This is a genomic window from Pedobacter sp. SAFR-022 (assembly GCF_051965375.1).
Taxonomy (GTDB): Bacteria; Bacteroidota; Bacteroidia; order Sphingobacteriales; family Sphingobacteriaceae; genus Pedobacter.
Map to the genome: position 1 here is coordinate 586136 of NZ_JBQCME010000001.1, position 15870 is coordinate 602005.

General features: G+C 45.7%; 15 protein-coding genes. 7 read left to right on the forward strand and 8 right to left on the reverse strand.

The window, feature by feature from the left end; translation table 11 throughout:
• A complete protein-coding gene (locus ACTHQF_RS02545) occupies window positions 1-903 on the reverse strand; it encodes an EamA family transporter (protein WP_440428276.1) in 903 nt (300 codons plus the stop codon).
• 1 nt (window position 904) lies between these two features.
• Window positions 905-2017 (reverse strand): Fic family protein, encoded by a 1113-nt coding sequence (locus ACTHQF_RS02550; protein ID WP_440428277.1) that lies wholly within the window; start codon window positions 2015-2017, stop codon window positions 905-907.
• Between the two features lie 205 nt (window positions 2018-2222).
• On the opposite strand from ACTHQF_RS02550, the gene hemW reads away from it, so the two are divergent.
• Window positions 2223-3365, forward strand: a complete 1143-nt coding sequence (gene hemW / locus ACTHQF_RS02555; RefSeq protein ID WP_440428278.1) for a radical SAM family heme chaperone HemW — start codon at window positions 2223-2225, stop codon at window positions 3363-3365.
• A gap of 18 nt (window positions 3366-3383) precedes the next feature.
• The gene (locus ACTHQF_RS02560; RefSeq protein WP_440428279.1) at window positions 3384-4169 is read left to right on the forward strand and encodes an SDR family oxidoreductase; all 786 of its coding nucleotides are present in this window, start codon (window positions 3384-3386) and stop codon (window positions 4167-4169) included.
• Here ACTHQF_RS02560 and ACTHQF_RS02565 read toward each other — a convergent pair.
• Window positions 4166-4558: a DUF5655 domain-containing protein gene (locus ACTHQF_RS02565; RefSeq protein WP_440428280.1), complete on the reverse strand. Its 393-nt coding sequence runs from the start codon at window positions 4556-4558 to the stop codon at window positions 4166-4168. The two genes, ACTHQF_RS02560 and ACTHQF_RS02565, sit on opposite strands and share 4 nt — an antisense overlap.
• Window positions 4559-4803: 245 nt before the next feature.
• Between ACTHQF_RS02565 and ACTHQF_RS02570 the strand changes: the two genes are divergently transcribed.
• A complete protein-coding gene (locus ACTHQF_RS02570; RefSeq protein ID WP_440428281.1) occupies window positions 4804-5685 on the forward strand; it encodes a cupin-like domain-containing protein in 882 nt (293 codons plus the stop codon).
• On the opposite strand, the gene ACTHQF_RS02575 is transcribed toward ACTHQF_RS02570, so the two are convergent.
• On the reverse strand, window positions 5682-6119 hold the full coding sequence (locus ACTHQF_RS02575; protein WP_440428282.1) for a YybH family protein: 438 nt from the start codon (window positions 6117-6119) through the stop codon (window positions 5682-5684). The two genes, ACTHQF_RS02570 and ACTHQF_RS02575, sit on opposite strands and share 4 nt — an antisense overlap.
• A gap of 145 nt (window positions 6120-6264) precedes the next feature.
• Here ACTHQF_RS02575 and ACTHQF_RS02580 point away from each other — a divergent pair, with 145 nt between their 5' ends.
• Genes ACTHQF_RS02580 through ACTHQF_RS02590 form a run of 3 tightly spaced genes read left to right on the forward strand, consistent with a single transcriptional unit; the run spans window position 6265 to window position 10111 of the window.
• Window positions 6265-7362 (forward strand): vWA domain-containing protein, encoded by a 1098-nt coding sequence (locus tag ACTHQF_RS02580; RefSeq protein WP_440428283.1) that lies wholly within the window; start codon window positions 6265-6267, stop codon window positions 7360-7362.
• A 12-nt stretch (window positions 7363-7374) separates the two neighbouring features.
• On the forward strand, window positions 7375-8865 hold the full coding sequence (locus tag ACTHQF_RS02585; RefSeq protein WP_440428284.1) for a sigma 54-interacting transcriptional regulator: 1491 nt from the start codon (window positions 7375-7377) through the stop codon (window positions 8863-8865).
• Window position 8866: 1 nt separating this feature from the next.
• Window positions 8867-10111: a metallophosphoesterase gene (locus tag ACTHQF_RS02590; RefSeq protein ID WP_440428285.1), complete on the forward strand. Its 1245-nt coding sequence runs from the start codon at window positions 8867-8869 to the stop codon at window positions 10109-10111.
• A 16-nt stretch (window positions 10112-10127) separates the two neighbouring features.
• On the opposite strand, the gene ACTHQF_RS02595 is transcribed toward ACTHQF_RS02590, so the two are convergent.
• From ACTHQF_RS02595 to ACTHQF_RS02605, 3 genes are read right to left on the reverse strand one after another with little or no spacing between them, the layout of a single operon-like run.
• Window positions 10128-10817, reverse strand: a complete 690-nt coding sequence (locus ACTHQF_RS02595) for a response regulator transcription factor (RefSeq protein WP_440428286.1) — start codon at window positions 10815-10817, stop codon at window positions 10128-10130.
• A 4-nt stretch (window positions 10818-10821) separates the two neighbouring features.
• Window positions 10822-12489 (reverse strand): sensor histidine kinase, encoded by a 1668-nt coding sequence (locus tag ACTHQF_RS02600; RefSeq protein ID WP_440428287.1) that lies wholly within the window; start codon window positions 12487-12489, stop codon window positions 10822-10824.
• 11 nt (window positions 12490-12500) lie between these two features.
• Entirely contained in the window at window positions 12501-14390 is a 1890-nt protein-coding gene (locus tag ACTHQF_RS02605) for a prolyl oligopeptidase family serine peptidase (RefSeq protein ID WP_440428288.1), read from the reverse strand.
• Between the two features lie 211 nt (window positions 14391-14601).
• Here ACTHQF_RS02605 and ACTHQF_RS02610 point away from each other — a divergent pair, with 211 nt between their 5' ends.
• Window positions 14602-14904: a DUF4286 family protein gene (locus ACTHQF_RS02610; protein ID WP_440428289.1), complete on the forward strand. Its 303-nt coding sequence runs from the start codon at window positions 14602-14604 to the stop codon at window positions 14902-14904.
• Between the two features lie 74 nt (window positions 14905-14978).
• Here ACTHQF_RS02610 and ACTHQF_RS02615 read toward each other — a convergent pair whose 3' ends face one another.
• Complete coding sequence (locus ACTHQF_RS02615) at window positions 14979-15821, reverse strand: OmpA family protein (protein WP_440428290.1); 843 nt, start codon at window positions 15819-15821, stop codon at window positions 14979-14981.
• Window positions 15822-15870: the final 49 nt, after the last annotated feature.

Below are 15870 nucleotides of genomic sequence, written 5' to 3' on the forward strand. Positions count from 1 at the left end.
CTAAGCTGCGGCTTTATTTCTAAAAATCTGATTCGTATTAAATACGATAACGGCCAGGAAAATAAGTCCGTAGGCAGACAGTTGAAGAAGGCCCAATGGTTCATGATAAACCAGGCCTGATAATACAAATGCAATAATCGGATTGATGTTTAAAAGCATTCCGACCGTCGATGAACTCAGGCCGGTTAGCGCGTATAGATTTAGCAGCAACGGTACAATGGTGTACAACACCGCAATAATCTCCACATAAAAATAGAAATCAAACGCGGAAGGTATAGCGCCGGAGAACGATGAAAAGAATGGAAGCAGGATCAATGCCGAGAGCAGGATATGAAAATTCAGGATCAGAAACTTATCAAATCCCTCATTCCTTTTCTGGCTTACCAGGTAGCAGGCATAACTTAAACCGATGATGATACTGTAAAACATCGTTAGCAGACTATTATAAGACAGCAATAAGCATCCGATGCAACTCAATGCAACAGAGAGCCACTGTACGCGTGTTAATTTCTCCCGTAAGATGAAAAATGCAAGTAGCGTGGTTAGGATCGGACACACCAAATAGGCCAATGAAGTAGCCCGTACACTGACATGGTTCATTACATAGATGAAGGAAAACCAGTTAATTGCCAGGAAGACGCTGCAGGCAACATTCAGCCCAAGCATTTGCCTTTTTCGCTTTAGGGGTAATGCCCTAAACAGGGCAAGGTTATCATTGATCTTTTGCCTTTTAAAAAGCAGGGAGATCAACGACATGATCGCTGCACAACTGAATACCCTGTAAAAGAGAATATCTAATGAAGCATATGCATGCAAGGGTTTTAATACCAGCGCGAAAAAGCCCCAGATGGAGAATGCAAGTATAGCGGCTAAATAATGTTTGAGATTGATATTCGGCTTCATGTTATCCTCTCAATATTTCGATCAGGTCATTGTTGATATAGTACACATCTCTGCCGTCTTTCGAGTATCCAAGTATTTCGGCTTCTACAAGTTCTCCGAAGTATTTTGTCAAAGTGGTTCTGGATGTTACCCTCAAAAGATCCCCAATGAGTTTTGGCCTGATATAAGGTTGGCTGAAAATCATTTCATTCACTTCTTTGTTGTACCATTTCATTTTAGACCTTCCATGGACTAATGTCGCTTCCATTTGACTAGTGATACTTATTACCAGTTGGTTGGTGAGTTCTGCTGTCTTCTCCACAGCTTCCAGCATATAAAGAATCCATGGTTTCCAGGCCCCCCGTTGTGTCACACCGCTTAAGTGATGGTAATAATCATCCTTATGGGTCATGATATACTTAGACAGGTAAAGGACAGGCATCTCTAGCAATCCTTTGTCAACCAGGTATAATAGGTTAAGTACCCGGCCTGTCCTGCCATTACCGTCGGAAAAAGGATGTATGGCTTCAAACTGGTAATGTGCAATACACATTTTTAAAAGCGGGTCAGTTGAATATTTCGTATCGTCATTAAGGTACTCGATCATATTGTCCAGTTTTGCCTCTACCAATCCGGCACCTCTTGGTGGAGTATATATCACTTCACCAGACCTGAATTCACTTTGGCCCCTTCTTATTACCGTTAGCGTCTGCGCCGGCCTGATGCCCGATATTGAACCCTTGATCTGCCTGAAGGTACGAAGTATACAGTCCTTATCAATCCTTCTTTTTTCTTTAACGATTTTATAGCCCTCCCACAATGCTTCCCGATATCGAAGAACTTCTTTTGTTGCTGGCTTAATATGCTCCTCTCTTAGCGTCTCAGATACAGCTTTATATAGCTCGTCTTCCGTGGTAAAGATATTTTCTATTGCCGTAGACGTCTGCGCCTCCTGTAAAGCAATGGTGTTGACTAGCATGGTCGGATTAGGCAAACGGTGAATATTAGCGTTTGTGGTTGCAAGTGCACGAGTGGAGGTAACTAATTTTTTTAACACATCTATATCGTCTGCTATCTCTTTTTGAGGAGGTAAAAGCGGCAGGTCATTAAAGGGCTCTAGTCTATCGTATGCCATTTGTTCAAATTAAGGGTAGATGCTGGACATATCACTAAGGTATATCTTTTTACTGGACATAAATGCATCAAATGTTCATTTTCTTGAGAAAAACTGAACACATTGCCAATGGTTGACTAAATTTTACCAATCAATTAGATTGCCGCCCTTACCGCATAAGCTTTCCCGAGCCAATAGTCTTATCTTTGCAGCAACTCCAAAATACATGGCCGGAATCTACATCCACATCCCTTTCTGTAAAAAAGCTTGCACCTATTGCGACTTCCACTTCTCCACTTCCATGAAATACATGGATGAGATGGTCGACGCCATCTGTGCGGAGCTGCTCCTGAAAAAGGAACGCCTGGCCGGCGCACAAATCGGTAGCATTTATTTCGGCGGTGGAACACCTTCCGTGCTTACCGCTGCTGCCTTACATAAGATCTTCAACACCATCACCCAGCACTTTACTGTCGCCCACGATGCAGAGATCACGCTAGAAGCGAACCCTGATGATCTGGATGCTAAAAAGATTGCTGAGCTGCGCCAATTGCCGGTAAACCGCTTTAGTATTGGCATACAATCTTTCTTCAATGAAGACCTGATCTGGATGAACCGGGCACACAATGCGACTGAAGCAGAGACTTGCGTGAAACGCAGTCAGGATGCCGGATTTGAAAACCTGAGCATCGACCTGATCTACGGCTATCCGCTACTCACGAATGAAAAGTGGCAAAGCAACATCCAAAAAGCGCTTGAGCTGGAAAGCCCTCATATCTCAGCCTACTCGCTCACCGTTGAACCCAGAACTGCCCTGGCAAGTGCCATCAAACGCGGGAAGCAAGTTCCTTTAAACGATGAACAAAGTGCAGATCAGTTTGAAATGCTGATCAACAAAACCGCTGCAGGTGGTTTTGAACACTATGAAATATCGAACTTTGCCAAACCAGGCAAGTATGCCGTACACAATACCAATTACTGGCGTGGCGTGCCGTATCTGGGTATCGGTCCCTCGGCACATGGTTTTGACGGTACCAACCGCTACCTGAACATCGCCAATAACGCACAATACCTAACGGCGCTGAGCGACGGTAAACTTGCCGAAACGGTAGAAGAACTGGATCAGTACGACCGATTTAACGAGTACATGATGACTTCGCTGCGCACCATGTGGGGCGTGGACCTGAACAAGATCAAAAACCAATATGGGCCTGCCTATTTGCAGGACACCATGAAGAACATTCAGCCTTTTATGGAGCGCAACTGGCTGCAACTTGAAGCAGACACCGTAAAGCTTACCCATGATGGTAAGTATTTTGCGGATTACATTGCTTCCGAGCTATTTCTGATTCCCGAAGACCATTTATAATCTCTATAGACTAAGACCATGAAGAATACTGTTGTTTGGATTACAGGCGCATCCTCCGGCATCGGAGAAGCACTAGCATACAATTATAGCGCAAAGGGCGCCAAGCTGATCATCTCTGCCCGTAACCGCGATGAACTGTTCCGTGTAAAGATGGCTTGTAAGAACCCTGCGCTGGTGCATGTATTATCCTTCGACCTGGAAAACACGGAAATGCTGCCTCAAAAAGCAGCGGACGCGATCAGGATCTTTGGCCGTATAGACTTGTTGATCAATAGCGGTGGCATCAGTCAACGCAGCCTGGCTATCGACACAACCCTTGCCACGGAAGAAAGACTCATGCGTATTAACTTCTGGGGAACGGTTGCATTAAGTAAAGCTGTACTTCCAACGATGATCGCACAAGGGGGCGGACATATTGTATGCATCAGTAGCTTAGTCGGCAAGTTTGGTACCCGCCTTCGCTCTGCCTACTCCGCGTCTAAACATGCGCTGCATGGCTATTTTGACTCCTTACGTTCTGAGGTATTTGATAAAAATATTCACATTACCATTGCCTGCCCCGGCTACATCAAAACGAATGTCACCATTAACGCCTTAACTGCTGATGGCACACCACAAGGCAGCATGGATGAAGCACAGGCAAATGGCATGTCGCCGGAAGCATGTGCCGCAGAGATCGTGAAAGCCATAGATCAGAAGAAAGAAGAGGTCTATATCGGTGGCAAAGAAGTAAAAGGTGTTTTGTTCAAAAGATTACTCCCAGCACGCTTTTCAAAATACATCCGCAAAGCAAACGTTACCTAGCCTGCCAGATCAAAGGCCTTCTTCATGTAAAAGCGGACTTCTTCATTGATGTCCGCTACCTCCATAATTCGCACATGATGATTATAGGTGCTTTCTCCAGGTAAAGCGCTGATCTTCCGGAAACACAGGTTATCCTCATAGGGTTCCTTAAAAGGGAGCAGCAGGTCGATAAAGCCTTTCCCAAACTGAATGATGTAAGAAAAGTTCCTTCTTCGCCGAAAGCCGACCATCGTTTTCGTGGCATAAGCCTCTACCATCCCGATCTCATCAAAGGCTTCAAGCAAATGAAAGAACAGCATACGACTATGTGGCGACTTCCTGCTGAGGAATTCCGACAGTTGAGGGTCCTGAATGCTGATGTTTGCCATACCTGGTGATAAACTTTCCAACGAAGTTAAAGTTATTCCAGTTTTGTACAAGACCAAATGTTGAGCAGGCACAAACAAGGGCTTGGCAGGGGGTTGACCTGTCGCTAGCCTTGTCAAGGCCTTGTCAACCCCCTGTCAACCCCTTGTCAACGCCGCGATAAAGCTGGATCATTTTCAATCGCATTTTAATGATGTTTCATCAACATTTCCGCTGTTTACAGAAAAGATATTTAAGTTAACTTTGCCTTTACACACAGTTTTAAAATATGAGCTTTAAACTTAAGCCTGTTGATACGGTTGAACAGATCAGTCCGGCCGACTTCAAGAAAAACTATCTGGAAGCAGGCAAACCACTGATCATAAAGGGACTTACAAAATCCTGGCCTGCACGGGAAAAGTGGACGACAGCATACCTGAAGTCTATTGCAGGTGATGTTACGGTGAACCTGATGGACAATTCTAAAGCAGATCCAAGCAAGCCCATCAATGCCTCAGTAGCAAGCATGAAGTTCGGCGATTACCTCGATCTGATTAAATCTAAACCTACCGAACTTCGAATATTCTTGTTTAACCTTTTTAAACATGCGCCGAGCATGGTCGATGATATTGTGATCCCAAAAGATCTGACCGGCGGATTTATTGAAAGCATGCCGACCATGTTCTTTGGTGGTTCCAAATCTGTGACTTTCCTGCACTACGATATTGATCTGGCGCACATCTTCCACACGCATTTTGGTGGCAGAAAGCACATCATCCTCTTTGATAACAAATGGAAAAGGCGTTTGTATTGCATCCCTAATGCAACCTATGCCTTGGAAGATTACGATGTAAGCAATCCGGATACGAAGAAGTTTCCAGCCTTGGAAGGTGTTGAGGGCTACGAATTGTTTTTGGAGCATGGCGATACCTTGTTCATGCCTAGTGGCATGTGGCACTGGATGCGCTATGTGGATGGCTCTTTCTCCTTGAGCCTGCGTGCATGGGACAGATCCCTGAAAAGAAAAGCACAGAGTGTCGGCAACCTGGTGGTTAAAGGTGGTATAGACAGTGTAATCAAGATGATCTTTAAAGCACCATATGCAAGATGGCGCGAAAAGCTGGCCATTAAACGTGCGGAACGTGCTTTGGCCAAAAACCTGCCCCGCTAGTTCATTGAACCTGAACTGCTGTGATCGGAAACGATCTTCCAGCCATCTTTAAACTTTTTGAAGATCAGGGTGAAATGTCCTTTGGGCTCATCCTGATCTCTTTTCAAGTGAAAAGCGCCCATTACAAACGCGGTATCGCCACAGATCAGTTCCACCTTTTTGATGGTAAAAGTTAGCTTTCCCATACCACTTTTGCCCGGGTAGTTTTTCTTGTAATTGGCTTTTACGGTCTCGTAGCCGTAGGTGGGACCATTGCCGCCCACAAACATCAGCGAGTCGCTTTTTAAATAGCCTTCCATAAAGCGGTCGACATCCCCTTCATTCCAGGCCTGTTCCTGGGTATGCAGCACCTTCAGGATCGCCTCTTTGTCCTGACTTTTTACCTTACCAGCAAATAAGCACAACAGCGCCGTAAACAGTAATAATTGTTTCATGGTGTTTAGTTATAAATCAGGCTCAATGTACGGAATATCAATACTTTTTACCAGTATTCGAATTTATCAGGCAACATAAATATGACAGGGCTCTTATTATTTCCGCCTTACAAACTTTTACCTTAGAAACTTCGTTTGTTTTACCATGAGAGGATATCATTTTTCCGATTTCGTTCCCGGTGATTCACCTCAGAAAGGTGGATTCGAGGAACTATTAAAATTGTTCACCCAATTGCTCAACTATACTGCCGGAGATCCCGGTGAAACCCTGGCCTGGATGAATGAGTTGGATAAGAAATACAACTTAACTAACAATGAATATGGCATGGGTGATTTTATTGATGAACTTAAAGAGAAAGGTTACATCAAGGAAGATCCTTCCGGCTCCATCAGCATCACCGCAAAAACGGAACAGACCATCCGCAAATCTGCCCTGGAAGAAATCTTTGGCAAGCTGAAAAAGGCAGGTAAGGGTAATCACAACAGCAACATTTCGGGGCTTGGTGAAGAAAAGAATGCCGACCGGCGCGAGTTTGCCTTCGGCGACAGCCTGGACCAGATCGACATGACTGCATCCATACAGAATGCGCAGATCAATCATGGTATCGGGAACTTTACGCTCACAGAAAGGGACCTGGAAGTAGAGGAAAAGGACTATAAAACGCTAACCTCTACGGTGCTGATGATTGATATTTCGCACTCCATGATCCTGTACGGCGAGGACCGCATTACGCCAGCTAAAAAGGTGGCTATGGCGCTGGCCGAGCTGATCCGGACACGTTACCCGAAAGATACCCTGGACATCGTGGTATTTGGTAATGATGCCTGGCCAATTGAAGTGAAAGATCTGCCCTATTTGCAGGTGGGCCCCTACCATACCAATACCTATGCAGGGTTGGAGCTTGCAACCGACATCCTTCGTAGAAGAAAGACGCACAACAAGCAGATCTTCATGATCACCGATGGCAAGCCGACCTGCCTGAAGGAGAACGGCAGATATTACAAGAACAGTATGGGGCTGGACAGAAAGGTGATCAACAAGACCCTGAACATGGCGGCGCAATGTAAGCGGCTGCAGATTCCGATCACCACCTTTATGATTGCAAAAGATCCATACCTGCAGCAGTTTGTACGTGAATTTACGCAAACCAACGGCGGAAAAGCCTTTTACAGCTCCTTGAATGGACTTGGAGAATATATATTTGAAGACTACATTAAAAATCGAAGAAAAACATTCCGATAAAGACCTGACCACATGAATCACGAATCTATAACAACGCTCGGCCAGTTGAAGGCCACAGACTACCAATCACGTTCGGTCAAAGATGAACTACGCAAAAACCTGATTACCCAGCTGCAGAATAAAGAAGCTGGCTTTGAAGGCGTACTGGGCTATGACGAAACCGTAATTCCAGAGCTGCAAACTGCAATTCTTTCCCGACATAACATCCTGCTGCTGGGTTTACGCGGACAGGCAAAAACACGTATTGCCCGTTTGATGGTTAACCTGCTGGATGAGTACATCCCTTATGTAATTGGCAGTGAGATCTTTGACGATCCTTTGAATCCGATTTCACTATATGCACGCGATCTGATTGCGGAAAAAGGTGATGATACCCCGATCCAGTGGCAACACCGCTCGGAACGTTATACCGAGAAGCTGGCTACGCCAGATGTAACGGTAGCGGATTTGATCGGCGATGTGGATCCGATTAAGGCGGCTACCATGAAGCTGACCTATAACGATGAACGTGTAATCCACTTTGGATTGATCCCACGTGCACACCGCAGTATCTTTGTGATCAATGAGCTTCCGGATTTGCAAGCACGTATCCAGGTGGCATTGTTTAACATGCTGCAGGAAAAAGATATCCAGATCAGAGGTTTTAAATTGCGTTTACCTCTGGATGTGCAATTCGTGTTTACCGCCAACCCGGAAGATTATACCAACAGGGGTTCCATTGTAACGCCGTTAAAAGACAGGATTGAGAGCCAGATCCTCACCCACTATCCAAAGAACATCGCCATTTCCCGTAAGATCACTTTCCAGGAAGCGAAGTTAACGCAAGAGCAACGCATGATCGAAGTAGATGGTCTGCTGAAAGATCTTGTGGAGCAGGTGGCTTTTGAGGCACGCCGCAGTGAGTTTATTGACCAGAAGTCTGGTGTATCTGCCAGGTTAACGATCTCTGCTTATGAAAACCTGGTGAGCACTGCAGAACGCAGGATGCTGATCAATCGCGAAAAAAGCACCTTTGTGCGTTTATCTGACTTCACGGGCATTATTCCTGCAGTTACCGGAAAGATTGAGCTGGTTTATGAAGGTGAGCTGGAAGGGCCGGCCAATGTGGCGAATAGTCTGATTGGAAAAGCCATAAGAACGTTATTTATCCGTTACTTCCCGGATCCGGAGAAAGCTAAGAAGAGCAAGAAAGTTAATCCTTATGCCCCGATCGTGGAATGGTTTACCGAAGGTGGCACCTGCGACTTGTCGGATTCATTGAATGCGGCGCAGTATAAAAAGGAGCTGAGCAAGGTGAATGGCTTGCAGGATCTGGTAAAAACCATGCATCCGAAGCTAAGCGCCAACCAAAGCCTGTTGATGATGGAGTTTGTGTTGCACGGTTTGGCAGCCTTCTCGCAATTGAACAAGGAGTTCCTGGATAACGGCTTCGGCTTCTCGGATATGTTCGAAAGCTTGTTCAACGTGGATATGGATGATGAGGATGATCTAGATTTTAGATAATATGGGGAGAATTGCTGTACTGATTCCCCTGTGTTTACTTCTGATTGCATTTGACTTCTACTTCTACAAGGCGGTTTTAGCTGTCTTTAAAAACTGGAAGCCCCGTACCCGTAAGATCTTCGGCATTGCATGGTGGACCTACAGTCTGCTGCTGATCGTAGGGGTATTTGCAGGGATATTTTTAAACTTGTTTTTAACGCTTCGTGCAATAATCCTGGTCGCTTTCTTTCTAACCTGCGGAAGTAAGTTCGTGATGCTGCCTTTCCTGCTGATCGATGATCTGCGCAGGCTGGTGATCAAAACTTTCAGGCGCAAGAAAGAAGTTGCGGTGAAGGAACCTTTGCCTGGGAACACGATACCACGTTCAGAATTCTTGGTGAAAGCCGGGCTTGTGGCTGCTGCAGTGCCATTAACGTCCTTAAGCTGGGGCATTATTTCGGGGGCATACGATTATCAGGTACGTCGCCGTAACCTGTACCTGCCGAATCTGCCGAAGGCATTTGACGGCTTGACCCTGGGCCAGATCACCGACATCCACTCGGGTAGTTTCTACAATAAAAAAGCGGTGAATGGCGGTATCGATATGTTGCTTGCTGAAAAGCCCGACATGATCTTTTTTACCGGCGATCTGGTGAACGATATGGCGACGGAGATGCGCGACTATCAGGATAGTTTTACGCGGGTAAAGGCGCCACTAGGGGTTTATTCTTCGCTGGGTAACCATGATTATGGCGACTATCACTTCGGCAAGGGGCCATCGGCCGCTAAGGCCAAAAACCTGCAGGATGTGATAAAAACGCATGAGCTGATGGGTTGGGACCTGCTGATGAATGAACACCGCAGAATTAAAGTTGACGGTGAAGAGATCGGTGTTCTGGGTATTGAAAACTGGGGCATGGGCCGCTTTCCGAAATACGGGCGCATGGATCTGGCGGTGAAGGATACGGATGATCTGCCGGTGAAGCTGTTGCTTTCGCACGATCCTTCGCACTGGCGTAACCAGGTATTAACGGAATATCCGCAGATTGATGCGATGTTTAGTGGACATACTCACGGTATGCAGTTTGGTGTACGTGCCGAAAACATGCAGTGGAGCCCGGTACAGTACATCTATAAAGAATGGGCAGGCTTGTATCAGGAAAAACATCAGCAGCTATACGTGAACGTAGGCTACGGTTTTCTTGGCTATCCCGGCAGAGTGGGTATTCTGCCGGAGATCACCATCTTTACTTTAAAAAGGGCGTAAACGTCCTTAAAAAGGCTTAGGCGCCGTTAAATCGGTAGCCTACGCCTCTTACTGTTAACAAGAGCTGCGGATTATCCGGATTCAGCTCTATCTTCTTTCGAAGCCTTACAATATGCATATCCAGGGTGCGGGTGTTTACATCAGAGTTATAACCCCATACTTCCAGCATCAACGCGTCGCGGTTGATCACCTTATTCGGGTTCCGTAGGAAATATAACAGGATCCTGTTTTCCAGGATGGTTAGCTCGATCTTTTTGCCCTGGCGGTATAGCGTGTGAATGTTCGGATGGTGCTCCATATCGCCAAAACGGTGAATCTCTGAACGATCGTTATTGATCAGGAACTTCACCTTGCTTTCCAGCATGGCAACGAGTACATCCATATTGAACGGTTTACTTACGTAATCGGAAACACCGAAGTTGTACGCATCAATTTTATCTACGTCCTGCGCTTTGGCGGTCATCATGATGATGAGCCCTTCGTAGCCCTGATGACGTACGCTTTCGCATACTTCAGAACCCTGCTTGCCAGGAAGCATCCAATCTAACAATACAATATCCGGTTTATCTGTAAGGATGGTCCTTTCTGCAGTTTCGCCGTCACCAACCTCCAGCACTTCGTAGCCTTCAGCTTTCAAGCGGTGAACAACTAAGAAACGCAGGTTTTCATCATCTTCAACAATTAGTATTTTAACCCCTTTAGACATCTTATTATTCGTTATATGGTAGTATAATTTTAAACTCTGTACCCTTATTTACCTTGCTTTTTACACTGATCTCGCCCTTCATGAAAACCACGAGTTCCTTGCAGAAAGCAAGTCCTAGCCCCACGCTTCCATTTTGGTTATACTGATTCTGCACGCGGTAAAACTTTTTAAATATATTATTTATTTCCGGAGCGGGAATACCTATTCCCTTATCTGTAAAGCGCAGCACGATCTTACCTTTGATCTGCCTGGCACTTACATGCAGGTACTTCTGGTCCGGAGAAGAGTATTTGTAGGCATTTTCTGCAAGGTTATCGAACAGACTTCCTAATAACACCGGGTCGGTGGTAAAGTTCTTAAAGCCACTCACTTCGTAAGTAAAATGGAAGTCAGGGTGTTTAAGTCGGTGCGATTCAATGGTACTCTCAATGAAATCGACAATATTCACCTTCTCCTGGTGTAGCTGGATGGCCTTGTTTTCGATCTGCGTGAAGGCCAGCAACTTGTTCATCAGGCCATTGAGCTTATCCGCTTCTTCATCCAGAATACGACCATACATTTTCTGCTCTCTTTCGGTTAAAGCGGCCGCACTCCGGATGTTGTTTCCGGCAATTTTAATTACGCTTACCGGCGTTTTAAACTCGTGGGTGAGGTTATTCACGAAGTCGTACTGCAGCTTGTACATTTTCTGGTTGATGTTCAGGTTCCGGTAGATCAGGAAACCGACCAGTACCAGCACGCCGTAGAAGATCATCAGTACGATTGCGATGGGCAGGAAGTAGCGGAAAATGGCTTTGTCGACAAAACTCTGGGCCGAAATGAAGTATAGCTTGTAATCGGAAAATGGCCCGGGTAGCGTGATCTCTGTCGTGACGAACTGTGAGGAGGTATCCAGCGGATCGTAGGTTAAAGGCTCAATCCGGATGTTCTGGTAGAGCTTTGGATTGGAGTTGATGATCTGGATCTTGCTGGGATCCAGGTAAAAGGTAAGCATGTCCTGCTGGTAAACCGGCGATGTGGATAGCTTGCGCTGCATCATCTGCTTATAAACCTTTAGGTCCTCAAACCTGGGGATGTTGAGGTAGGTGATCTTGTTAGAACGTACCACACTGAAGTTACTGAAAAGCTCATCCGCTGTTGGCGCCCTTGCGGTGTCGAGCGTTTCGATGTAGTTGATCAGCTTAATGGCGAGGGTGTTAAAATCATCACCGCGCATGGCGGTAGAGGGATCGTTCCTGGAAAATAGCTTTACGGAATCCATCGGAACCAGACTACCAAACTGGTAAATGTACTTTGGCCCCATGGCGAAGTGCCCGGTGTTCAAGCCGTCACGTACCGAGCTGGTGGAAACCTCTGTATCGTAGAAGATTACCTTGGAAACAAAGGGATATTGCAAGAGCAGGGTATCTACAAACCGGGATGTGGTTGCAGAATCCAGGTATCCATTATAGTAAGATATCTCGGGAAGTTTATTCTGGAAGAACTCGTTATAGGGCTTGATACTCGCCTCGAGCACATTGACCTTCTCGGATACAAATTCGTTTTCGATGAACTTCTTGCTGAAGTTGTAGGCGAGAAATAAAGACAGCACGAAGAATACAGAGATCAGAATAAGAAAAGTTATGATCAATGAAAAATTCTTACGGTAGCCGCTATTCTTATCTGCAGTCATTTACCGCTAAGCTATTTCTTTTTCAGGTTGATATCAAGAAATTGTTCCAGGGCAAGGTACAATTGCTGCCTGCTGTGTTCATTTCCGAGTGGAGAGCTTTCGCTGCTTTTTTCAAGATAAGTGATGTCGACCTTGCGCTTCTTCAATTCTTTCACGAATTGCTCTACTTCCCCGGAGTTTATCCTCGGGTCATTTGCGCTTTGGGCGATGAACACCGGCACATTGAATTTCTCCGCATGGAACACCGGCGATACCTGGCGCATGTATTCTACATCGGTGACTGGATTGCCGACGATGGTATAATACATCTGTAAGTTGGATTTAAGGTATGGCGGCACCGACTTCAGGTAACTGAAGAGGTTGATGACGCCGGAATTAGAAGCCGCACAGGCGTACATACCGGGACTGGCGAAGATACTGTTCAGCGCGATATAGCCACCCAGTCCGGTGCCATATATGGCAATCCGCTTGGCATCAGCAATACCTTGTGAGATGAGCCATTTTACCCCATCGTTGATGTCGTTGTTGATCTTTCCGCCCCATTGCTTGTAGCCTGCCGTCATAAAGGCCTTACCATAGCCCGATGAGCCTCGGTAGTTGATCTGGAACACGGCATAGCCACGGTTGGCGAGCAGTTGCACCTCTGGATTGTATCCCCAGGTGTTACGTGAACCAGGTCCATTGTGTGGCAGCACGACTACTGGCAGGTCTTTGGCGGGTTTGTTTAGCGGTAAGGTTAAGTAGCCGTTAATCTTCAGACCATCTCTGGAAGTATAGGAAATAGGCTTCATTTCTGCCAAATCCTGTTCTTTGAGGGAAGCGTTAAAGTCGCTCAACTTTTTGATCTGTCCTTTGTTGGCGAAGTACAGGTAGTAAGATCCTGGATTTTTGTCGGTGAAGGTTCTTACAATGAACAGGTTTTCGTTCTTATCACGATCGAAGATCCGGTATTCCGTGCCCGGTAGCAGCTTGTCCAGCTTACTGTAAAACTGCTTCACGGTATCATCCAGGTAGAATTTTTCCTTTTTCCAGGTTTCGCAAATTACAAAGCCCATCCCCTTTTTTCTTCGGGAATACTGGGCATCTACCACATTGAGGGTATCGTTTGCGAAGAGCACCCTGGTTTCTTTACCGGTTTTGCAGTTGAGCTCCACCAGCGCGTTTTTGTCGCGGTTCATGTTGGAGATGGCGTAGATCACGTTTGGCTGCGTCTCGGAGAAAGAGATCGGCTTGATGGTGGTGGTGAAACTGTTCGTCTGGATGGCCGTAAATGGTTCACTTTCTTTTTCCCGGTACAGCAGGGTCTCATTTACCCCATCGCTGGATATTGCTAACCGGAGCTGTCCTCTTGCATCCGTGATCCAATCGGTAATGTTCCCAGGGTTTTTAACGGCCATCTCCATCTTGCCGTCACGCACGTTCAGGCGATAAACATCAAAAACGGTAGAATCCCTCTTATTGGAAGATACCAACAGGTATTTGTTGTCGATGAGCTGGTCTTTAAGCACCCGCAGGCGGCTTTTCTCATTCTCATTAAGCTGTCGCTCATTGCCACCTGTTTTGTCGATGATAAACACCGAAGATTGCTTGTTGTTGTCCTGGCTCTCCTTGTAATAGATCAGTTCATTATCACTCACCCAGGAGTAGTAGCCGATGACATGATCATCCAGCCGGGTGATCTGTGTCGTGCTGCCATCTTCCAGACGCTCCACAAAGAGCTCCTGCTTCTTGTTGATCAGCTTCAGGTAGGACAGGTTTTTACCATCCGGCGAGATGGCGAAAGCAACCCGCTCCTGTGACTTGAAGAAATCGTTTACAGGAATTAATTTCCCAGTCTGTTGCTTGCAGGCAAACAGCAGCGGAAATAACAGGCATATATAAAGTATAAATTTAGTCCTCATTAATAGTTCAAAAGTACGGAACACCATTATCCGTTGCTGTTATACACCAACATTGTTACCTGTTGTGTCTGCCCGGTATTTTTCAAAATAAGGATATTTCTTTCAACTTAAATGTCGATTACGGTAACAATTAAAATACCATGACCATCGATATCCATCAGGATATAATTCTGTGAGCCGATATCTGTACTTATAATTTTATCTTTGTTTTATGCTATTATATAACATCACCATCATACTTGAAGAGGCTGCAGCTAATGAATGGCTCGCCTGGACGCAGGAGGCCTATATACCTGCAATTATGGCCACGGGTAAGTTTGCTTCCAACCGCCTGCTTAAGGTGGTGGATTCTCCAAACGAAGGGGTTACCTACTGCCTGCAGTTTGTGCTGGACAGCGAAGCTGACTATGAAAGTTACAAACTGGAACATGCTCCTGCGATGCAGGAAGAACTCAATACCAGGTTTAAAAACCGCCATGTTTCTTTCCAAACCTTGATGGAATACGTGGGATAGATCATAAAAAAAGGTGAACCCATTGATTCACCTTTTTCTTTTTTCTTTTGCCATTTGGCAAAAACTTAGCCTTGCTATTGCTTGATCAAGTCGTATAACTCATCCAATTTTGGTGAAAGTACGATCTCGATACGGCGGTTTTTGCTTCTACCCTCTGCTGAGGCGTTACTCTCTAGCGGTTGGAACTCGCCTTTACCGGTCGCGGTCATTCTAACGTTTTCTACCTTGCCCGTTTCGGTAAGGAAGCGCACTACTGAGGTAGATCTTAATACGCTTAGATCCCAGTTGTCTTTGATCTGGCCTAGGTTATTCACTTTTTGGTTGTCGGTGTGCCCCTCAACAGCGATGTTGATCTCCGGCTGTTCTTTCAATACAGCAGCAAGCTGTGTTAAAGCCTGACGGCCTTTTTCATCGATGATGATACTACCGGAAGGGAATAATAGCTTGTCGGTAAGTGATACATATACTTTTCCGTTTTTAATCTCCACCGTTAAACCGCTTTTGGTGAAGCCAAGTAAAGCTTGTTGTAACTTTTCTTTGAGCTGGTTGGTAGCCTCATCACGTTTACGCAATACCTCTTCCACTTCTTTTAAACGCTGCTCACGTTTTTTAAGGTCTGCAGAAAGCTTGTTGATCTCCGTTGAGCTATTGCTGCGCAGCTTGGTGTAATTGGCATCCATCTCGTCGTATTTCGCTCTTAGATCGGCTAATTTACCGTTTAGATCTGCGGTGTCTTTACGCAGCTTTGATATCCGGTTTTCAAGACTTTCATTGCTTTGCTGTGCACCAGAAAGACCTGTATTTAAAGAATCCTGTCTGGCAAGTAGTCGCCTGTATTCCTTCATGGACATCACTTTACAGGAAACAAATGCGCTACAAAATAATAGAACGGCTAAAAGCGTAGTGATTTTTCTCATTTGATGTGGTTGAGCCTTGCGGCGGTTAATAAAATTGGGTTCCGTTCAG